Annotated in this window: 24 protein-coding genes and 1 pseudogene; 11 read left to right on the top strand and 14 right to left on the bottom strand. The window is 70.0% G+C overall.

Features of this window, described 5'->3' with window-relative positions; all coding sequences use genetic code 11:
- The first annotated feature begins 10 nt into the window (after positions 1-10).
- Positions 11-541: a MarR family transcriptional regulator gene (locus tag AB0B61_RS35420; RefSeq protein ID WP_358441444.1), complete on the top strand. Its 531-nt coding sequence runs from the start codon at positions 11-13 to the stop codon at positions 539-541.
- 50 nt (positions 542-591) lie between these two features.
- Here AB0B61_RS35420 and AB0B61_RS35415 read toward each other — a convergent pair whose 3' ends face one another.
- On the bottom strand, positions 592-1,341 hold the full coding sequence (locus AB0B61_RS35415) for an NAD(P)-binding domain-containing protein (protein WP_358441441.1): 750 nt from the start codon (positions 1,339-1,341) through the stop codon (positions 592-594).
- Between the two features lie 101 nt (positions 1,342-1,442).
- Between AB0B61_RS35415 and AB0B61_RS35410 the strand changes: the two genes are divergently transcribed.
- Positions 1,443-2,045 carry a TetR/AcrR family transcriptional regulator gene (locus tag AB0B61_RS35410; protein WP_358441438.1) on the top strand — a complete coding sequence of 201 codons (603 nt, stop codon included), beginning with the start codon at positions 1,443-1,445 and terminating at the stop codon, positions 2,043-2,045.
- Positions 2,046-2,079: 34 nt separating this feature from the next.
- Here AB0B61_RS35410 and AB0B61_RS35405 read toward each other — a convergent pair whose 3' ends face one another.
- Together AB0B61_RS35405 and AB0B61_RS35400 are read right to left on the bottom strand one after the other, a co-directional pair.
- Positions 2,080-3,261 carry an erythromycin esterase family protein gene (locus tag AB0B61_RS35405; RefSeq protein ID WP_358441435.1) on the bottom strand — a complete coding sequence of 394 codons (1,182 nt, stop codon included), beginning with the start codon at positions 3,259-3,261 and terminating at the stop codon, positions 2,080-2,082.
- A 73-nt stretch (positions 3,262-3,334) separates the two neighbouring features.
- Positions 3,335-4,072, bottom strand: a complete 738-nt coding sequence (locus tag AB0B61_RS35400) for a haloacid dehalogenase type II (RefSeq protein ID WP_358441432.1) — start codon at positions 4,070-4,072, stop codon at positions 3,335-3,337.
- Between the two features lie 124 nt (positions 4,073-4,196).
- On the opposite strand from AB0B61_RS35400, the gene AB0B61_RS35395 reads away from it, so the two are divergent.
- A complete protein-coding gene (locus AB0B61_RS35395; protein WP_358441429.1) occupies positions 4,197-5,078 on the top strand; it encodes a nucleoside hydrolase in 882 nt (293 codons plus the stop codon).
- A gap of 17 nt (positions 5,079-5,095) precedes the next feature.
- On the opposite strand, the pseudogene AB0B61_RS35390 reads toward AB0B61_RS35395, so the two are convergent.
- Together AB0B61_RS35390 and AB0B61_RS35385 are read right to left on the bottom strand one after the other, a co-directional pair.
- Positions 5,096-5,368: pseudogene (locus tag AB0B61_RS35390) on the bottom strand (helix-turn-helix domain-containing protein); the annotation flags it as partial.
- A gap of 81 nt (positions 5,369-5,449) precedes the next feature.
- A complete protein-coding gene (locus AB0B61_RS35385) occupies positions 5,450-6,409 on the bottom strand; it encodes a hypothetical protein (protein ID WP_358441426.1) in 960 nt (319 codons plus the stop codon).
- On the opposite strand from AB0B61_RS35385, the gene AB0B61_RS35380 reads away from it, so the two are divergent.
- The 3 genes from AB0B61_RS35380 to AB0B61_RS35370 all read left to right on the top strand — a co-directional run bounded on the left by AB0B61_RS35380 (position 6,384) and on the right by AB0B61_RS35370 (position 8,449).
- Positions 6,384-6,617, top strand: a complete 234-nt coding sequence (locus AB0B61_RS35380; RefSeq protein ID WP_358441423.1) for a hypothetical protein — start codon at positions 6,384-6,386, stop codon at positions 6,615-6,617. The genes AB0B61_RS35385 and AB0B61_RS35380 overlap by 26 nt on opposite strands.
- 323 nt (positions 6,618-6,940) lie before the next feature.
- Positions 6,941-7,885 carry a DUF5829 family protein gene (locus AB0B61_RS35375; RefSeq protein WP_358441420.1) on the top strand — a complete coding sequence of 315 codons (945 nt, stop codon included), beginning with the start codon at positions 6,941-6,943 and terminating at the stop codon, positions 7,883-7,885.
- A gap of 321 nt (positions 7,886-8,206) precedes the next feature.
- Positions 8,207-8,449, top strand: coding sequence for a hypothetical protein (locus AB0B61_RS35370; protein ID WP_358441418.1), 243 nt, complete (start codon positions 8,207-8,209; stop codon positions 8,447-8,449).
- Positions 8,450-8,583: 134 nt separating this feature from the next.
- Here the strand turns inward: AB0B61_RS35370 and AB0B61_RS35365 are convergent, their stop codons facing one another.
- Genes AB0B61_RS35365 through AB0B61_RS35350 form a run of 4 tightly spaced genes read right to left on the bottom strand, consistent with a single transcriptional unit; the run spans position 8,584 to position 10,490 of the window.
- The gene (locus AB0B61_RS35365; RefSeq protein WP_358441415.1) at positions 8,584-8,994 is read right to left on the bottom strand and encodes a VOC family protein; all 411 of its coding nucleotides are present in this window, start codon (positions 8,992-8,994) and stop codon (positions 8,584-8,586) included.
- A gap of 10 nt (positions 8,995-9,004) precedes the next feature.
- The gene (locus AB0B61_RS35360) at positions 9,005-9,445 is read right to left on the bottom strand and encodes a helix-turn-helix transcriptional regulator (RefSeq protein ID WP_358441412.1); all 441 of its coding nucleotides are present in this window, start codon (positions 9,443-9,445) and stop codon (positions 9,005-9,007) included.
- Between the two features lie 55 nt (positions 9,446-9,500).
- A complete protein-coding gene (locus AB0B61_RS35355) occupies positions 9,501-9,707 on the bottom strand; it encodes a tautomerase family protein (protein ID WP_357650494.1) in 207 nt (68 codons plus the stop codon).
- Positions 9,708-9,755: 48 nt separating this feature from the next.
- A complete protein-coding gene (locus AB0B61_RS35350; protein ID WP_358441410.1) occupies positions 9,756-10,490 on the bottom strand; it encodes an SDR family oxidoreductase in 735 nt (244 codons plus the stop codon).
- Positions 10,491-10,600: 110 nt separating this feature from the next.
- Between AB0B61_RS35350 and AB0B61_RS35345 the strand changes: the two genes are divergently transcribed.
- On the top strand, positions 10,601-11,299 hold the full coding sequence (locus tag AB0B61_RS35345) for a TetR/AcrR family transcriptional regulator (protein ID WP_358441407.1): 699 nt from the start codon (positions 10,601-10,603) through the stop codon (positions 11,297-11,299).
- Here AB0B61_RS35345 and AB0B61_RS35340 read toward each other — a convergent pair.
- On the bottom strand, positions 11,283-12,017 hold the full coding sequence (locus tag AB0B61_RS35340; RefSeq protein WP_358441404.1) for an alpha/beta hydrolase: 735 nt from the start codon (positions 12,015-12,017) through the stop codon (positions 11,283-11,285). The genes AB0B61_RS35345 and AB0B61_RS35340 overlap by 17 nt on opposite strands.
- Before the next feature lie 107 nt (positions 12,018-12,124).
- On the opposite strand from AB0B61_RS35340, the gene AB0B61_RS35335 reads away from it, so the two are divergent.
- A complete protein-coding gene (locus AB0B61_RS35335) occupies positions 12,125-12,568 on the top strand; it encodes a hypothetical protein (protein ID WP_358441401.1) in 444 nt (147 codons plus the stop codon).
- Positions 12,569-12,583: 15 nt separating this feature from the next.
- Here the strand turns inward: AB0B61_RS35335 and AB0B61_RS35330 are convergent, their stop codons facing one another.
- Complete coding sequence (locus tag AB0B61_RS35330; protein WP_358441507.1) at positions 12,584-12,967, bottom strand: hypothetical protein; 384 nt, start codon at positions 12,965-12,967, stop codon at positions 12,584-12,586.
- On the opposite strand from AB0B61_RS35330, the gene AB0B61_RS35325 reads away from it, so the two are divergent.
- Positions 12,851-13,768: a sulfatase/phosphatase domain-containing protein gene (locus AB0B61_RS35325; protein WP_358441504.1), complete on the top strand. Its 918-nt coding sequence runs from the start codon at positions 12,851-12,853 to the stop codon at positions 13,766-13,768. The two genes, AB0B61_RS35330 and AB0B61_RS35325, sit on opposite strands and share 117 nt — an antisense overlap.
- A 39-nt stretch (positions 13,769-13,807) precedes the next feature.
- Here the strand turns inward: AB0B61_RS35325 and AB0B61_RS35320 are convergent, their stop codons facing one another.
- On the bottom strand, positions 13,808-14,248 hold the full coding sequence (locus AB0B61_RS35320; RefSeq protein WP_358441399.1) for an Lrp/AsnC family transcriptional regulator: 441 nt from the start codon (positions 14,246-14,248) through the stop codon (positions 13,808-13,810).
- Positions 14,249-14,327: 79 nt separating this feature from the next.
- On the opposite strand from AB0B61_RS35320, the gene AB0B61_RS35315 reads away from it, so the two are divergent.
- Both AB0B61_RS35315 and AB0B61_RS35310 read left to right on the top strand, forming a co-directional pair.
- Positions 14,328-15,080, top strand: a complete 753-nt coding sequence (locus tag AB0B61_RS35315; protein ID WP_358441396.1) for an AzlC family ABC transporter permease — start codon at positions 14,328-14,330, stop codon at positions 15,078-15,080.
- Complete coding sequence (locus tag AB0B61_RS35310; RefSeq protein WP_358441394.1) at positions 15,073-15,399, top strand: AzlD domain-containing protein; 327 nt, start codon at positions 15,073-15,075, stop codon at positions 15,397-15,399. The genes AB0B61_RS35315 and AB0B61_RS35310 overlap by 8 nt, the downstream gene beginning before the upstream one ends.
- Positions 15,400-15,469: 70 nt before the next feature.
- Here the strand turns inward: AB0B61_RS35310 and chrA are convergent, their stop codons facing one another.
- Both chrA and AB0B61_RS35300 read right to left on the bottom strand, forming a co-directional pair.
- Positions 15,470-16,693: a chromate efflux transporter gene (gene chrA / locus AB0B61_RS35305; protein WP_358441391.1), complete on the bottom strand. Its 1,224-nt coding sequence runs from the start codon at positions 16,691-16,693 to the stop codon at positions 15,470-15,472.
- The gene (locus AB0B61_RS35300) at positions 16,690-17,376 is read right to left on the bottom strand and encodes a TVP38/TMEM64 family protein (protein WP_358441388.1); all 687 of its coding nucleotides are present in this window, start codon (positions 17,374-17,376) and stop codon (positions 16,690-16,692) included. The genes chrA and AB0B61_RS35300 overlap by 4 nt, the downstream gene beginning before the upstream one ends.
- Positions 17,377-17,393: the final 17 nt, after the last annotated feature.

Raw genomic sequence — 17,393 nt, 5'->3', positions numbered from 1 at the left:
GAGGCACATCGTGACGCGGACACAACGCCACGAGCTCGACGATCAGGACATCGACCTGTCATCCGTCATCGCCCCGGACCTTCTCGATCCGCGCGTCTCGCTCTCCTCGATCGTCCACTGGGCGGACAGCCACGCGGTACGGCTGGCCCTCATGACCGCCGTCGATTTCCCCGTCAACGATGTGCCGATGTTCCTCGTGGTGAACCAGCTCAGCTACCGGGGCGCGATGCGCCCCAGCGACCTCGCGCTGGCCCTCGGAACAGGGCGCGCCAATCTCACCAAGATCGCCCATCGCCTGCACGACGCCGGCCTCATCGTGCGTGTCCGTGAGCCGTCGGACGAACGCAGCGTGCTGCTCGCCCTCACTCCGCGCGGCCGGGAGATCGGGGAGCGGATCATGGAGTGCGTCCAGCGGGATCTCGAGTTGCTCCTCGCGGACTGGAGCGGCGAGGACGTGGACACGCTCAAACGCCTCCTCGCCCGCCTGGCCCGCGACACGTGGAAGGTGCCGACGCCGAAAGGCTATGCCAGGTCGGGCTGAGGTCTTCTGGTCACCACGGCCTCGCGGGCGAGGTCGCCGGCCGAGTCGGGTTACGCCCCCGCGGGAAGCTTTCCGCCCGCCACACCTCGTACGGCGCTGTCGACCAGTTCCTTCACCTGTGCGGCCGGCACCGGGACGCCAGGGGTCTCGAAGAATAAGCGGAACGCCTCGTCCTGGCCGACTCCCTCGGGCGCCTGCCCCGGGAAGTACGGCTGGACGTACACCGGCGTGCCCGGTTCGACGCGCCAGCTGTCGGCGAGCGACCCGGTGTCCACCGCGTCGTAACCGAGAACGTCCAGCAGCGCGGTCACCTCGGCCTTCGCGGCCGCGTCGTCACCCGCGATGGGCAGGGCGCTGCGGTCGGCGGCCCCGGCCGGCCGGGCGCTGGTGAACAGGCGGTGGAAGTCGATGTTGTTGAACGCCTTGACCAGGCGTGCGCCGGCCAGGTGCCGCTGCACCAGGGCGCTGGAGGTCAGCTCGTCGGAGTCCAGCTCGGCGATGCGGCCGTCGCGCTCCGGGTAGTAGTTCATCGTGTCGATCACGATCTTGCCCGCCAGCGCGGCGGCCGGCAGCCGGTCGTAGGCCTTCAGCGGAACGGTGGCCACGACCAGGTCACCCGCCTCGGCGGCGTCGGCCGGCGTGGCCGCGCGGGCCTGCGCGCCCAGCTCGGTCACGAGATCGGCGAGAGTCTCGGAGCCGCGCGAGTTGCTCAGAACGACGTTCAGGCCGGCGGCGACGGCGAGGCGGGCCAGCGTGCCGCCGATCATGCCGGTGCCTATGAGGCCGAGAGTCTTCGTCATGGCGTCTCCATCTCAGTGGGGGAGAAATTTACGGGACATCTGCAAGATACAGTACATCTGCAAGAATAAAGACACATGTCCGATAGGCTAGAGTTACGGACGTGGCCACGACCAGAGACAGCAGCCCCCCGAAGGTCGACCTGCGCGTGCGACGTACGCAGGCGGCCCTCCAGCGCACCCTGATCCAGCTCGCCGAGGAGCGGGATCTGTCGCAGATCAGCGTCGCCGACGTCGCCGAGCGGGCCGAGGTGAGCCGTTCGGCGTTCTACTCCCACTACCGGGATGTACACGAACTGGCCGAAGCCGCCTGCACCGCCATGGTCGACGACCTGATCGAGTCCCTGCCCGCCCTCGCCTGCGAGAAGGCGGACGAGGCGCCGGACCCGATCCAGTCGCTGGCGGCGTTTTTCACCAACCTCGCCGAGTACGCGGGTCTCTATCGCAGCCTGCTGGGGCCGCAGGGCAGCGCGCGCGTCATCGACCACGTACGCCGCCGCATCACCGCGACCATCCACCTCGCCACATGCGTGTCACCGGTCGCGGCCCCTCAGGTCCCGCACGACGTGCCCGCCGCGTTCACCGCCGGCGCGCTCATCGGCGTGGCCGCCGACTGGCTCCAGCGCGGATGCCCGCGGACACCGGCCGAGATGGCCGCGTCGACCTGGCCCCTGCTCGCCGCTCTCCACCAGGCCGACGGCTCGTAGGCGTGCTTGTGAGGCCCTCACAGGGATGAGGCGGTCAGATCTCCTTGACGAAGACGATGGCGTCGATCTCGTCGATGGTGGCCGGGTCCAGGGAGAGGTAGGTGTGGTCGGCCGGCACGCGGGGCGTCAGCTTCCGGTCCAGGGTGGCGACGAGGCGGGCGGGATCGATGACGGCGCGGGCGTGGGGCAGGGTCGACAGGAGCCCTTCGAGGGTGCCGGGAGGAGGGACATCGGAGCCGCGGGCGCCGAAGGTGGCGGCGGCGAAGGCGTACTGGTCGCCGAGGTGGGTGCCGATGATGGCACCCGCGCTCCACCACTGGAGCGACTGACCGGCGAACCACCAGTGACTCTTGTCGCGCTGCAGGTGGCGGTTGCCGGCGAACGCGAGCGTGGGGCCGCGACGGGCCTCGCGGCGCACGATGGCGTCGAGGTTGTCGGCCATCATCGCATCGCGCAGGCACATGAGCGCGCCGAGGCGGGTGGGCGCGGTGTCGGCCAGGCCGGCGTGGTAGCGCAGGAGCCCGGCGGCGGTGCGGGCGCGCAGGTCGGCGCGCCACCAGTCGTCGGGTGAGGTGGCGGCCGTCAGGTGGGGGGCGTGCGCGGTGAGCAGGACGCGCAGGTCGTCGGCGATCAGGCGCAGTTCCTTGGCCTCGGGGGTACGGCCGACGGACTCGGTGGGATCCATGATGCCCCGGTCGATCCAGCGCTCGTCAGGTCCGAGCAACTCGTCGAGGGTCTCGCGACTCCAGGCCGGCTCGAGGTGGGCGGCGAGGTGGTCGTACAGCGCGGTCAGGGCTGGGCGGGGACTGGCGACGCCGGTCACCTCCAGGGGGGCGTCGAAGCCGTAGAAGTGGAGCCGCTCGTTCGGAGGGCGCTGCTCGTTGTAGGCGCGCATCCAGCGCAGGAGCTCACGGTTGGCGGGTGAGGCGCCGAAGCCGTGGCTGAAGCCGCGGCTCATCGCGTCGTCGAGGGTCGCGGTGCCGTCGGTGACGTACGCGTCGGCGGTCAGGGCCGCCAAGCAGTCGCTCTCCAGGGTGATCGAGCGGTAGCCCTCGTGTTCGACGAGGTGGTGGAAGAGCTCGTTGCGCAGCTCGAGGAAGGCTTCGACGCCGTGGGTGGGCTCGCCGAGGCCGAGCAGGCGGGTGGCGGGAGGCAGGAGCGCGGTAAGTGCGCCGCCGGTGAGGGGACGGGCGGCGTCCCAGCTGGAAGCTGTCATGTCATTCGACTGTATCGTTGAACCTTCCGTTTAGACTTTGGCGGCATTTCTGGCTTCCTGCGAGGACGGACCTTCAAACAGCGGGGGCGTCGACCGCGTCCGCGAAGGCGCCCATGGACGTGAAGGTCCAGTCCGGAGTGACGTCGGCCGACGGCGCCGGCGTCGCTCCCCCGCCCGGGTTGCCGTGACGGCGGTTGATCCACACGGTCGGCAGGCCCGCGGCCTTGGCCGGCACATGGTCGTGGAACAGGCTCTGCGCTACGTGTAGCAACCTGCCCTCGGCCACCCCGAGCCGCTCGGCCTCGCGCGCCAGCGCCTCGAAGTTGCGGGGAGACGGCTTGTAGGAGCCGATGTCCTCGGCGGTGAGAATGCTGGTGAAGGTGACGCCGAGGCGCTTGTTCGAGCCGGCGAAGGAGGCCCGGTCCACGTTGGACAAGATGATGAGCTTGTAGCGGCGCGCGAGCCGCTCGAGCGCCGCCGCCGAGTCGGGGAAGGCCGGCCAGTCAGGTACGGAGACCGCCAGCCGCTCGGCCTCCTCGTCATCGACCGGCACGCCGAGCTTGGCGCCCAGGCCACGCATCGCCCGCGCCAGGATCCGCGGGTAGAGGTCGCCGGGGTGCTCGACCTCAGCCTGCGCCTCGTGCGTCGCGTACGCCGCGAGCAGCTGCTCGTCGGTCATCCGGAGATCGTGCGCGCCGGCCCACTCACGCAGTACGGCCGCGATGCCGGTCTCCCAGTCAATGAGGGTCCCGTAGCAGTCGAAGCTGAGGGCATCGAAGTCGCTGAAGTTCGTCACCATGGGAATCGACATGGTTAACCGTATAACGGGCAACCCGGCTCCCCCGCCACCCATCCTTGACAGCGCCCCCAAGGTCGGCCAACCTACCGTAACGAAAGATTATGCGGCAGTGCATAATTATGCAATGGGAGCTGCTATGCGCAAGCGCAGAGTGATCATCAACACCGACGCCAAGAACGAGGCGGATGACCAGTTCGCCATCGTCCACGGCTTGTTGTCACCGACTTTCGACATGCGCGGGCTGATCCCTGCCCATTTCGGCACCTGGCGATCGCAGCGGAGCATGGAGGAGTCCCGTGAGGAGATCGACCTCCTGCTGGATCTGCTCGGCATGACCGGCTCCGTCACCGTGGCCAACGGCGCGGCGACGCCGCTGCCCGACGAGCACACCGCGATGGACTCCCCCGGCGCCCGGCTGATCATCGAGGAGTCGAAGCTCGCGAGCGAGGAAGACCCGCTCTACGTGGCCTTCCTCGGGCCGCTGACCGACATGGCCACCGCGATCCTCCTGGACCCCGACCTCGTACGACGGCCGCTGGTGGTGATCTGGATCGGCGGCCCCGGCTACCGCGGCTACGACGAAGGACCGAGAATCGAGTTCAACCTCTCCAACGACGTCCACGCCGCCAACGTGGTGTTCGACTCCGGCATGACCGTGTGGCAGGTGCCCAGGGACGTCTACACCAAGGTCTCGGTGAGCTACGCCGAACTGGAAGAGAAGATCGGCGACGCCGGCCCACTGGGCCGCTACCTGATCAAGCAGCTGCACGAGTGGAACGCCACCTACCACCCCGGGCCGATCGAGTCCCGCTCGCTGGGCGACTCACCGGCCATCGCGCTGATGCTCTACCCCGCGAGCGGAAACCTGCGCGTCAGACCCGCTCCCCGCTTCGGCGCGGACGGCTCCTACCTGCCCGGCTCGAACCACCCGATCCGGGTCTGCGAGGAGGTCGACGTGCGCTTCCTGCTGGAGGACATGTTCGCCAAGATCAGGGCGTTCGGGCGCGAGCACGACTGACGCGCGGGTGTAGCCGGTCAGGCGTCCGCCATCTCGTCCTTGTGGCGGAACAGGCTCCGGTATTCCTGAGGCGAGGTGCCGAGGTGCCGATGGAACGCGGCCCGCAAGGAGGCGGGAGCGCCGAGCCCGGTGAGGCGGCCGATCTGCTCGATGGGCACGGTGGTCGCCTCCAGCAGCTCGCGCGCCCGGTCGATGCGTGCGTCGGTCAGCCAGGCCATGGGCGGGGTGCCGGTCTCCTCGCGGAAGCGGCGGATCAGTGTCCGCCGCGACATGTGGGCGCGTTCCGCGAGGTCGTCGACAGAGCCGTATTCAGCCGGTGGTCACCAGCTTTCGCGAGCTCGGCGAAGCCGCGCGACCGGTCTAGCCGGTGGTCACCAGGCCGCGCGTGGCGGGTCGCCCTCACCCGGACGCTGGTCGACGGTGATCGGCACCGAGTCGATCGCGCCGTCGGCGAGGTCGACCCGGTAGGCGCGCCAGTCGTGCACGTACAGGAGGTGCTCGCCGGTCCCGTCGACGCTGAAGCGCAGGGTCAGTGAGGCGCCGGGCGGCAGTTCCGGACGGGCCAGGACCCGCGTGGGCCCGCCCGCCACGGGGACGCGTTCGACGGTGTGCCCGGACGCGTAGATCAGCGCGCTGCCGTCGGGGGTGTGGGCCATCGACTCGATCTGCATGACGCCCGTGACGTTCTTGATGATCCGGGGCGCGGCGCCCTCCTGGTCGGCGGCCAGGCGGGCGAGGTCGAGCAACGCGATGGCCCGGCCATTCAGCACGCACGCGAGCGAGCGGCCGTCCGGGGCCCAGGACAGGCCGGTCACCATCCAGTACGCCGCCGTCTTCCAGTCCCGGCGCCGGCCGGTGGCGACGTCGAGCACGGAGATCTTGGCGCCACCTCCGATGAGCGGCGTGGAATAGGCCAGCCGGGTGCCGTCGGCGCTGAGGGCGAGGTCGTAGACCATCGTCAGGAAGTCGGGGTCGGTCTGCGTGATGACCACCGGCTTCCCGGGCCGCCCGTCCTCACCGAGGCGTACCAGGAAGAAGCGGATCTCCGGCTTATTCGGCTCGCTCCAGCCGGCGATGGCGAACGTGCGGTTGTCCCGGGCGGCGGCCACGAGGTGCCAGGAACTTTCGACGCCGGGCGGCAGCGGGATGTTCGCGATGAACGCCCCGGTCTCGGCGTTGTGCACGGCGGGCGGCACCGGGGTGAAGACAGCGGTCTTGGACCTGCCGGGGAAATAGGTGAGCGGAGTGCGCGCGGAGACGAAGAACCGCGGCGGGCCCGTCGCGGTCAGGGGTGCTCCGGTCGCCATGGGCTCGGCCAAGGAGGTCGCCATCGGGAACGGGTGCCGCCGCACGGGACCCGAGGACACCATGGGCGACGGCGGCGACGGGGCCACCGTGAGCGACGACGGTGGCGAAGAGGCCAGGGGCTGGGGCGCGCTGATGAGCGACACCCGGTCGGCGGCCGGATCGGCGCATCCGGCGGCCAGGACGGCCAGGGCTAAGCCCGCCAGGGCGGCGGACGTACGGGACGGCATGTAGAGATCATCGTATGGATCGGCCCGCTTGACCAACACCCTGCCGCGCGTGCCCGCCCGATCGCCGGCCTGCTGCCGCGTGTGCCATCCGATCGCCGGACTGCTGCCACTGCCTGCGAACGCCGGTCGCCCAGGGAGCAGCGCGCATCAGCACGGTCACGCATCACGTCCGCAGCACCGGCGACCCGGGCCACTCACCGCGCGACACCGGGCGACACGGTGGCTGACCTGCGGATTCGCGGGAGCGGTGGGTGCGGTTCCCGCGTACTGTTAGAGGTTTGTCAAATTTTCCGTGGAAAGGATCTTCCCCAACCTACGATCACTCCCATGCTGATTCACCGAACCTTACGGACGATCACCGTCCTCGCCGCGACGTTCACCGTCGCGTTGGCCGGGGCGGTCACGAGCGCGGCGATGGCCGACGAGACCCAGCCCAAGCCCGGCCGTCAGCTGCTCTTCTACAACCACGCCTACAGCGTCGTCGACAAGGAGACCGCCGACGCGGTCGAGAACTCCGACTACCTCCGGAAGTTCGCCAACTTCGAGGTCCGCACCACGACCGGCGGCGGGATGACCTGGAAGGGCCGCTACCTGAAGGGCCGCGAGACCTACCTGGAGCTGTTCTCGGTGGGCGACCTGCCCGGCCAGGACGCCGAATTCGGCTCCGCCGGGCTCGGGACCTCGGTCGAGCGCGCCGGGGACCTCGGCACGGTGACCGAGCGCCTGAAGGCCGCGGGGATCGCCAACCCGTTCCCGTACCGCCAGACCCGTGACTTCGGCGACGGCGTCAAGGTGCCGTGGTTCGACACCATCCGTACCACCGGTGACCAGTACGACGCCTTCGACCCGTGGGCGATGGAGTACCTGCCGGAGTACTTCGCCGACCCGCGCAGCAAGACCGAGCCCGCGAGCTTCCCCGGCGACGTCGGCCGTGAGCGCTACCTGCCCGACGACTACCGCGACCACCTGATGCGTGAGGTGACCTCCATCCGCATCGGAGTGCCCGCCCGCGACCTCGCCAACACGGTGCCGCTGCTGCGCGCCGGCGGCTTCACCGTCCGGACGCTTCCCGGCGGGGGCGTCGTCGCCGAGGGCGGCGGCACCCGCATCCAGCTGGACTCCGTCGCGCGCGAGCAGGCCGGCCTGAAGCAGATCCAGATGTCGCTCAACAAGCCCCTGCCGTCCATGACCGAGGAGCGGATTGGCCGATCCACCCTCTCCGTCGGTCCCGGCGCACACGCCGTGTGGACCTTCGACGCGCCCGCCCAGTAAGCATCACTCCACGCCTACCTGCGGGTACGGCGAAGCGGTGCCGGTGAAGCCTTCCTCGCCGGCACCGCGGACGGCGTCACTCTCGCCCTCGTCACCCGGCTCGTGGACCTGCTGTTCCCGCACGTGGAGCTGTCCCCGCGAGAAGAAAGGGGAGGCACATGCGTACCGAATCCGTCCAGTGCTGCGTGGTCGGCGGCAGACCGGCCGGGATGATGGCAGGCCTGCTGCTGGGGCCCGCCAGGGTGTCGAGGTCACCGACCTGGTGATAAAGACGGGCTGACGGCCGGTGTACGGGCCCTCACCGACGACGGTCCGCTGGAGGTGCGCGCCGATCTGGTGATCGCAGCCGACGGACGCCACTCCACCATGCGCGCGCAGGCCGGTCTCCAGTCGATCAGCGGTTCGCCACCCTTGGACGTGCTGTGGTTACGGCTGCCCCGGCACGCGGACGATCACGTGCCGTTCTTTCAAGGCGGGCGGGGCGCGTTGATCTCCATTGATCGCGGCGACTACCGGCAACTCGCTGCTCCAGTGGCACCGGCCAGGACTGCTGTTCATCGGTGACGCCGCGCACGCGATGTCGCCCGCGGGAGGCGTGGGCATCAACCTCGCGGTCCAGGACGCGGTGGCCGCCGCGCGGACACTCGTCCCCGTCCTCCATCGAGGCAGCCCGAAGAAGGAGGACCTGAACGCGAGTCTTACGCCTTGGGCGCCTGCTGGATCCGCACCAGATTGCCCGAGGGGTCGCGGAAGGCGCTGTCGCGCGGCCCCCAGGGCTGCTCGATGGGCTCCTGCAGCACCTCGGCGCCGGATGCCCGGACCCGCTCGAAGGTCGCGTCGAGATCGTCGGTGCTGAAGATGATCATCGCCAGGACGCCCTTGGTGAGCAGTTCCTGCAGGGCGTCGCCGTCGGCCTGGGAACGGCCGGCGTGTGGTTCGGAGAGCACGATTTCGAGGTCCGGCTGGGTCGCGCTGCCGAGCGTGACCCAGCGGAACCCGCCGGAGGCGACGTCGTTGCGTACCTCGAGGCCGAGCGCGTCACGGTAAAAGGTGAGCGACTCGTCCACGTCGTTGACGGTGATGTGGCAGTAGCGGAGTGCGATGGTCATGTCGCCCACGTTAGGCGGCGGCGACGCGATCCGCTTCTCCGATCCTGCTCGGCTGGTTTCGTGTCGGCCGCGTGCGCACCTTCGCCACGCACGCGGGCATCGCCGCCTCGGCGCGGTGCTCCCGGCCGCGGTACGCGCTCGGCGTCTCCCCCGCCACCTCGGTGAACCGCGAGCTGAACGAGCCAAGTGACGTACAGCCGACCGCCATGCACGCGTCGGTCACGCTCATGCCCTCGCGCAGCAGCGCCATCGCCCGCTCGATCCGGCGGGTCATGAGATAGCTGTACGGCGTCTCGCCATAGGCCGCCCGGAACCGGCGCGAGAAGTGGCCCGGCGACATGAGCGCGTGGCGGGCCATCGTCGGCACATCGAGCGGCTGCGCGTACTCCCGGTCGATCAGATCGCGCGCTCGGCGCAGGTGCGCGAGATTGGCGAGCTCTTCCGGACTCATGGGGCGAAGCTACCACACACAAATAGTCATCTACCTGCACGAATCCCGAGAGAGCTCAGCTTCGGCCGAGCATTTCAGCGGTGAGGATGTCGCCGCCGAGCCCCCAGCCGCCGTCGGGGACTTCGTCGATGAGGACCAGGGTGTTCGCCCGGGCCCGCTCGCCGTACACGGCCGCGTAGGCGTCGGTGACGGCGTCGATGAGCTTCTTCTTGGATTCGGGGGTCAGGGTGTCGGCGGGCACCTTGAGGTTGGCGAACGGCATGGTGTTTCCCTTTCGTGTGGGTGATGAAGAGCTGACAGGAGGCGGACGTCAGATGATGCCGCCGTTCACGCGCACGACCTGCCCGTTGACCCAGTGCCCCGCGGGGCTCGCCAGGAAGGCGACGACCTGGGCGATGTCCTCCGGGGTGCCGAGCCGCTCGAGCGGGGCCTGGTTGGCGAGCCGCTCGACCGTGGCCTCGTCCTTGCCTTCGAGGAACAGGTCGGTGGCGGTCGGCCCGGGCGCGACCGAGTTGACGGTGATGTCGCGTCCCCGCAGCTCGCGGGCCAGGACGAGCGTCATCGCCTCGACGGCACCCTTGCTGGCGACGTACGCCCCGTAGTTCGGGAACTGCAGGCCCACCACGGAGGTGGACAGGGTGACGATCGCCCCTCCGGCGCGCACGCGGCGCGCGGCCTCCCGCGCCATGACGAAGGTGCCGCGGATGTTGGTGCGGTGCAGGGCGTCCAGGTCGGCGAGGTCGAGGTCGGCGATCGGCGACAGTGACAGCCGTCCCGCGGAGTTCACGACGACGTCGACCCCGCCGAACACCTTCTCCGCCTCGTCGAACATCGCCGCGACCGCGCTCTCGTCCGCGACGTCGGCCTGCGCCGGGATCGCCCGGCCGCCGGCCGCGGTGATCTCCTGGACCACCTCGGCGGCGGCCGCGGCCGACCCTTGGTAGCCCACGACGACCGCGGAGCCCTGTGCCGCCAGAGTCGTCGCGATCGCCCGGCCGATCCCACGGGAGCCGCCACTGACCACGGCTATGCGCTGCTCATTCATGGAAACCCCTCCATTCGTATCGTCGATACGCCTCAGCGATATCGTCGTTAAGGCATGACGGTAGCACGGTCTTCGTATCGTCGCTAGCGCTGAGGCGTATCATTGGTCGCATGACAGGAACGGACTCCCTTCGCACGGCGATGATCGAAGCCGCGGAGCGTCAGCTGGCGACCTCCTCGGACAACGAGATCGCCACGCGGGCGGTCTGTGAGGCGGTCGGTGTGAGCCAGCCCGTGCTCTACCGGCTCTTCGGCGACAAAAGAGGACTCCTCGACGCCATCGCCGACCACGGATGCGAGAGGTACGCCACGCTCAAGGCCGCGCAGGAGCAGACGGCCGACCCGGTAGCCGATCTGCGCGCCGGCTGGGACGGCCACCTGGCGTTCGCGAAGGAGAACCCGGCCCTCTACCAGCTGATGTTCACTCCCCGGCCGTGGTCCCACTCTACTGCTCGGGATCGCGTGTTCGACTTGCTGGTGGAGACGCTCGTACGGTGCGCGGCGGCGGGCGCGTTGCAGGTCGAGCCGCGGATCGCCGCCCGGCTGATCCTGGCGGCGAGCATCGGCAACGCCCTCAGCCACCTCGCCGGCCCGGCCCAGTTCGACGACCCCGCGCAGTCCCACCGCATGCGTGACGCCGTGTTCTCACACGTGCTCACCGAATCAACCGGTCAACAGGACGCCGATCCGTTGCGTACCACCGCGCTGCGCCTCCACGCGCAACTCGACCTCGAAGGCACCGACGCCCTCGAACCGGCCGAGGTCGCCCTGCTCCTGCGCTGGCTCGAACGCGTCACGCGACCGAGATGAGCCTCTGGCGCAGCCAGTCGTGGGCGACCGCGATGTGCTGACGGGCGATCGCCGTACGGGACGCCCACGTCTCGAAGCCGTGTGGCGCGCCGGGTACGACGTCGAAGGTGGTGGTAACGCCGGCGGCCCGCAGCCGGTCGGCGTAGTCGCGGTCCTCGTCGTGGAACAGGTCGATGTCGCCGACGCCGATCCAGGTGGGTGGCAGCCCGCCGAGGTCCGCACGCCGCGCCGGGACGGCGTACGGCGCGGCGAGACCGCCACCGGCGCTCTGGCCGCCGACGGCGACCCGGGCCGGGTCGAAGCCGAGCGATCGCGCGTGCTCCTGTAACCACGCCCAGCCCGCGTGGCAGTCGTCGAGGGCGGCGGGGAACGGGTGCTCCGGGGCGAGACGGTATTCGACCGACAGGACGGGGACGCCGAGTTCGCGGGCCGTCGATCCGCACAACCCGTCGTCCATGCTCACGTTGCCGATGACGTACCCGCCGCCGTGGATCCACAGCAGGGCGCCGTCGCCACGCCGGGTCTCCGGACGGTAGAGGCGCGTACCGGGGACGGGTGCGGACGGATCTTCCCGCGCGACGCCGGGGGTGTCCACCGTGGGCAGCCGTCGGCCGACGTATCGCACGAGACGCCGCGCCCAGGCGCGATCGACCGGCACCAGCGGCAACCGGCGCAGCAGCGGGCGCAGCTCCGGCGCCACCACCATGGACCTCTTCATGGCTCATCTACTCCGATTTCCCGATGCGTCTATCCTGCTGCCCTCTGTCTACTCTGGCTTCCTGCCGTGCTCGTCGTCACGCCCCCACGTCACCCTGGAGAATGATCATGCCCGAACAGATCCCCACCTGGCGCGACGCTCGCTACGACATGCCGGTCAGTCAGCAGCTGGCGCGCTACGACGAGCTGGCCGCCAAGCACGCCTCGGCTCGCGCCCGGATCGAGCTGGTGACCCGAGGGATCTATGACCCGGTCCGGCACGGAGCCGACGACCGTCCGCCCCTTACCGTGGCCGAGCACATGGAGCTGCTGGCGCTGGCGGAGTGCGTGGCGCGTACCGTGCGGCATCCCGCCAACGTCCACCACGCAGTGCTGGCCGGAGTCACCTGGGCCGACATCGCCCACATCGTCGACTCCGACGAGCTCACCGTACGGCGGGACTACCGGCGATGGGCCGACGACCAGTACGACCTCAACCGGCAGGACCCCGACCTCGGCATGACCGCCGACGAGCACGCCGCCGCGACCGCCAGAGCTTCGGAAGTCGTCTGAGACAGCACTCGGGGTTCACGCGCCCAGGATGTCGAACGCCTGGCGGGCCAGGCGCCGCGCCGAGTCCAGCGTCCGTTCCTCCTCGGGAAGCGCGTGAAAGGCGAGCACGGTGGCGCGCAGCGCGCCCACGTTGGCGCGGGAGAGCACGGAGGCGCGCAGGGCCAACGTGGGCTCGTCCTCCCCGCTGCCCGCCTTGACCAACCGGTCGCGCAGCGCGTCCATGAGGCAGTCCTCGAGCTCCAGCAGCACCGGCTGCGCGGACTTGCTCGGCTCGGAGACCATCTGGCCGGGCAGGCCGCTGAACAGGACGGCCACCCCCGCGCCGCGGGTGCTCGCGAGGTCGAACAGGGCGTTGCGCACGGCCGTGTACGGCCCTTCGCTCTCGGGCCTGGCCCGCACCTGCCCAACTTCCAGGAGCGGGACGTCAGCGACAAACCCACCTGGCTGAAGCGGAGCACCAAGGTCCGCTCGGCACTCGTCGCCGCCACCAACAACTGGGACTACCGCAACCGCATGGGCAGCCTGCTCGCGCTCGACGACATGGTGGCCGGCATCGTCAAGACGCTGAAGGACACCGGCGAGTACGACAACACCTACCTGGTCTTCGCCAGCGACAACGGCTACAACCTGGGCGCGCACCGGCTGGTCCAGAAGATGGCCCCGTACGAGGAGTCCACGCGTGTGCCTCTGGTCATCTCGGGCCCCGGCGTCAAGCACGGCACGAGCACCGCGATGGTCACCTCCATCGACTACGGACCGACCTTCCTCGGCCTGGCCGGGGCGCCGATCCCGGCGAACGTGGACGGCACCTCGCTCGCGCCGCTGTTTCGCGGCGGCACGCCTCGCGGCTGGCGCACCGACTTCTTCGGCCAGTACGCCGGCTCGGGCGTGACCGACCGGAACGGGATCTTCCAGGAGTACACCGAAGGCGACGTGAAGGAGGTCTACCTCGTCGACGTGCCGTCGTGGAGTTCGCTGCGCACCGAGCGCTACGCCTACATCCGCTGGTACGACCTGGAACGTTCCGCGAACAAGCGTGAGTACGAGCTCTACGACCTGACCAAGGACCGCTACGAGCTCAACAACCTGCTGGCCACGCCGGCCGGCCGCAGGCGGAACGCCGCCCTGGCGGCCCGGCTGGACAAGCGTATGACGGAGCTGAGCTCCTGCCAGGGCGCGACCTGCCGCACCCCCGCCTGAGCCCGCGTCTGACTGGGCCGGGGACATCGTGCGGGGTGGTTACGGAGCCGGCTTGACGTTCTTGAGCGTGAAGTGCGAGGTGATGCCCCGAACACGCGGGATGGTCATGACGTACTGACTCAGGAACGCCTCATAGGCACCCAGATCGGCCACGGCCACCCGGACGAAATAGTCGGGACTGCCGAACAACCGCCGCAGCTCGACGACCTCCTCGGCCCGCGCCAGGGTCTGCTCGAAATACTCGACCGTCTCCGCGTCCTGGGCGTCGAGCGTCAGGTCGACCAGGACCTCGAAGGACCGGCCCACGGCGGCGGCGTCGATGACCGCCCGGTAGCCGCGAATCACGCCCTCCGCCTCCAGCCGCTGAACGCGCCGCAGGCACGGCCCGGCGGTGAGCCCGACCCGCTGGGCCAGCTCCACGTTCGTCAGCCGCCCGTCACGCTCCAACTCGGCGATGATTGCTCTGTCGATCAGATCCACGAAAGAATATTGCACCACGGGCCCTTGCCTGAGCAATATCCGCAACCACATACCAACTGTTTTCCGGCATCCTGGAGGGGTGCAAGACGTAATAGACCCGCCCCAGTTGACCGCGGCGGTTCCCGCCCACTCCACCCGGCGCCGGCAGATAGCCGCAGGCGTACGCGACTCCTTCTCCGCCGGGCTGGGGATCTTCCCGCTGGGGATCGCCCTCGGCCTGCTGGTGCTCCAGGCCGGTCTGCCCGGGTGGCTCGCCCCCGCCCTGTCCATGGCCGCCTTCGCCGGCTCCCTGGAACTCCTGCTGGTGGGCATGCTGGCCACCGTCACACCGCTCGCCGCGGTCGCGCTGACCGTCCTGGTGGTCAACTTCCGGCATGTCTTCTACGCCTTCTCCTTCCCGCTCCACCTGGTCAAGAACCGGTGGGCGAAGGCGTACTCGGTCTACGCGATGATCGACGAGGCGTACGCCGTCAACGCCTCACTCCCCGAGGCGGAACGCTCGGCGGCCCGGCTGCTGGCGATGCAGATCTCCTGCCAGACCTACTGGGTCGGCGGCGGCCTGGTCGGCGTCGCCATCGGCGCGGCCCTGCCCGCGCCGATCAAGGGCCTGGAATTCGCCCTGTGCGCCCTGTTCACCGTGCTCACCCTGGACGCGTTCCGCTCGCGCCGCGAGATCCCCGCCGTGCTGCTCGCCGCGGCCAGCGTGACCGCCGCCCTCATCGTCACCCCGGGCGTCGCCATGTTCACCGCGTTGCTGCTGTTCGTCGCCCTGCTGCTGGCCCGCCACGCGCTCACCACCCGCCGGCCCGTCCCGGAGGCCGAGAATGCCTGACGCCGCCTACATCCTCGCCGTCCTCGCGATCGTCTTCACCCTCACCCTCGCCCTGCGCGCCGTCCCCTTCGCGCTGCTGCGCACGTTGCGCGGCTCGGCCGCCGTACAGCAGCTGGCGGTCTGGATGCCGGTCGGCATCCTGGCCATCCTCGCCCTGACCGCCCTGCACGGCACCATCACCGCCGACCCGCACGCGACGCCGTACGCGTTGCTCGCGGTCGCCGTCACCGCGGGCGTCCACCTCGCCTCAGGCCGCCGCACCATCCTGAGCGTCGGCATCGGCACCGCCGTCTACGTCGTCCTCGTCAACGCCTTCTGAGGTACGGAAGCTTCCCTGACGCGGTCAGCGTCGGTCCCGCCCCGCGCACGTGGCGGAGCGGGGCCGGCCGTCAGAACAGCAGGGCGCGCGCGATGCCGATGGCGGCGCCGCCGGCGATGAACCAGGCGTTGTTGAGCCGGGTCTGCCACAACAGCACGAGCGTGACCACGGCGATGCCCGCGGTGAGCGGGTCGATGATCGCGGTCCGGCCCAGTTCGTAGGACACCCCGGCCATGAGGGCGAGGGCGGCGGCGTTGAGGCCGTCGAGCAGGGCGGAGGTCCACTCGCTGGAGCGGAGCTTGTCGGTGAGTTTGGTGAGCAGGCCGACGAAGACGAACGAGGGCAGGAAGATGGCCACCGTGGCCAGGAACGCGCCCAGCGGCCCGGCGATCATGTAGCCGACGAAGGTGGCGGTGGTGAACACCGGGCCGGGGGTGACCTGGCCGATCGACACGGCGTCGATGAGCTGCTGGTTGGTGATCCAGCCGAGCCGGTCGACGAAGTCGCCACGCAGGAAGGCCAGCAGCACGTAGCCACTGCCGTACAGCACCGAACCGATCTTCAGCATGGTGGCGAACAGCTGAAGCAGCTGGCCGCCGGTGGGGTCGCCGAACACCGGGAGCCCGCCGAACACCGGAGACCCGCCGACCTTCAGGGACCCGCCGAACGTCAGCAATGGCGCCGCGAGCACCCCGTGTGCCGCGCCCCGGCCTGGCGGGCGGCGCAGGGCCCGGGCCGCGGCGGCCAGCACCGCCCCGGCCACCAGCACCAGCAGTTCGTTGACGCCCAGCAGGTACGCGGCCAGTGCCGCGACCGCCAACACGCCCAGCCAGACGGTCTTGACCACGGTGCGCAGCAGGCCGAACAGCGCGTGCGCGATGATCGCGATCACCGAGGGGACGATGCCGTACAACAGACCCTCGGCCGCCGGCGTGCTGCCGTAGGTGACGTACGCCCAGGCCAGGGCCGTGACCATCAGCGCGGCCGGGAGGATGAAGCACACCCCGGCGGCGATCAGGCCGCGCCACCGGGCCCGGTCGTAACCGAGGTGGATGGCCAGTTCGGTGGAGTTGGGGCCGGGGATGAGGTTGGTGGCGCCCATCAGGTCCACGAACCGCTGGTCGCTGACCCACCCGCGGCGGCGTACCAGCTCATCGCGCATCATCGCGGTGTGCGCGGCCGGGCCGCCGAAGGCGATGACGCCCAGCTTCAGGAACAGCAGCGTCACCTCACGCAGCCGGCGCCGGGCCGCCATCGGGTCCCGCTCGTTCGCGCCGGGCTCGTCCTGGCTCACCTGGACCCGGCCGGATCTTCCGCGTCCGGTCGCTCGATGCCGAGACGGCCGTCGGCCAGCAGACCGGCCAGTCCGATCGCACCGCAGATCACGGTGACGAGGACCAGCGCGGGATCGGTACGTCCGGTGAGCGCGTCACCGAGAAGGACGACCGCGATCGTGCCGGGAGCCACACCGACGGCCGTGGCGACCAGGAAGGGCACGAGCCGGACCGACGACACGCCCGCGCAGTAGTTGACCAGCGGAAAGGGAACCGGCCCGATCAGCCGGAGCGACCCGACGGCGAGCCAGCCACGACGGGCCAGGCGCCGGTTGACCGCCGCGACCGCCGGGTGGGTCAACCGGGCGGCGACCGCGTCGCGACCGATCGCGCGTACGAGCAGAAAGGCCAGCGCCGCGCTCACCGTGGTCGCGCAGATCGCGATGGCGATGCCGGTGACCGGCTCGAACAGGAGTCCGGCGCCGAAGGTGAACGGGGACCGCGGGAAGGCGATGGTCACCAGTGCGTGCGTGACGAAGAACATGAGGGGAAACCACGGACCGGCGGCCCGTGCCCAGTCGCGGATCTGTTCGGCGTCCGGATAGGGGACGAACAGCGCGATCGTCACGAACGCCGCGAGAAGCACCACGACCCCGATCAGCTTCGGAGTACGGAGCCATCGCGCTCGGCGGCGTATCAGCATGGAAGGTGCTTTCAGTT

Origin of the sequence: Nonomuraea sp. NPDC049158 (genome assembly GCF_040648335.1) — a bacterium.
Taxonomy (GTDB): domain Bacteria; phylum Actinomycetota; class Actinomycetes; order Streptosporangiales; family Streptosporangiaceae; genus Nonomuraea.
Note: the sequence above shows the minus strand (reverse complement) of the source record. Positions and strands in the feature narration are given on the sequence as shown.

What these genes read in the sequence shown, in the direction of transcription:
- AB0B61_RS35415 (WP_358441441.1), bottom strand. Translation starts at nt 1,341, where the DNA reads ATGACGAAGACTCTCGGCCTCATAGGCACCGGCATGATCGGCGGCACG.
- AB0B61_RS35405 (WP_358441435.1), bottom strand. Translation starts at nt 3,261, where the DNA reads ATGACAGCTTCCAGCTGGGACGCCGCCCGTCCCCTCACCGGCGGCGCA.
- AB0B61_RS35400 (WP_358441432.1), bottom strand. Translation starts at nt 4,072, where the DNA reads ATGTCGATTCCCATGGTGACGAACTTCAGCGACTTCGATGCCCTCAGC.
- AB0B61_RS35395 (WP_358441429.1), top strand. Translation starts at nt 4,197, where the DNA reads ATGCGCAAGCGCAGAGTGATCATCAACACCGACGCCAAGAACGAGGCG.
- AB0B61_RS35380 (WP_358441423.1), top strand. Translation starts at nt 6,384, where the DNA reads ATGGGCTCGGCCAAGGAGGTCGCCATCGGGAACGGGTGCCGCCGCACG.
- AB0B61_RS35385 (WP_358441426.1), bottom strand. Translation starts at nt 6,409, where the DNA reads ATGGCGACCTCCTTGGCCGAGCCCATGGCGACCGGAGCACCCCTGACC.
- AB0B61_RS35375 (WP_358441420.1), top strand. Translation starts at nt 6,941, where the DNA reads ATGCTGATTCACCGAACCTTACGGACGATCACCGTCCTCGCCGCGACG.
- AB0B61_RS35365 (WP_358441415.1), bottom strand. Translation starts at nt 8,994, where the DNA reads ATGACCATCGCACTCCGCTACTGCCACATCACCGTCAACGACGTGGAC.
- AB0B61_RS35360 (WP_358441412.1), bottom strand. Translation starts at nt 9,445, where the DNA reads ATGAGTCCGGAAGAGCTCGCCAATCTCGCGCACCTGCGCCGAGCGCGC.
- AB0B61_RS35355 (WP_357650494.1), bottom strand. Translation starts at nt 9,707, where the DNA reads ATGCCGTTCGCCAACCTCAAGGTGCCCGCCGACACCCTGACCCCCGAA.
- AB0B61_RS35350 (WP_358441410.1), bottom strand. Translation starts at nt 10,490, where the DNA reads ATGAATGAGCAGCGCATAGCCGTGGTCAGTGGCGGCTCCCGTGGGATC.
- AB0B61_RS35345 (WP_358441407.1), top strand. Translation starts at nt 10,601, where the DNA reads ATGACAGGAACGGACTCCCTTCGCACGGCGATGATCGAAGCCGCGGAG.
- AB0B61_RS35340 (WP_358441404.1), bottom strand. Translation starts at nt 12,017, where the DNA reads ATGAAGAGGTCCATGGTGGTGGCGCCGGAGCTGCGCCCGCTGCTGCGC.
- AB0B61_RS35335 (WP_358441401.1), top strand. Translation starts at nt 12,125, where the DNA reads ATGCCCGAACAGATCCCCACCTGGCGCGACGCTCGCTACGACATGCCG.
- AB0B61_RS35310 (WP_358441394.1), top strand. Translation starts at nt 15,073, where the DNA reads ATGCCTGACGCCGCCTACATCCTCGCCGTCCTCGCGATCGTCTTCACC.
- AB0B61_RS35300 (WP_358441388.1), bottom strand. Translation starts at nt 17,376, where the DNA reads ATGCTGATACGCCGCCGAGCGCGATGGCTCCGTACTCCGAAGCTGATC.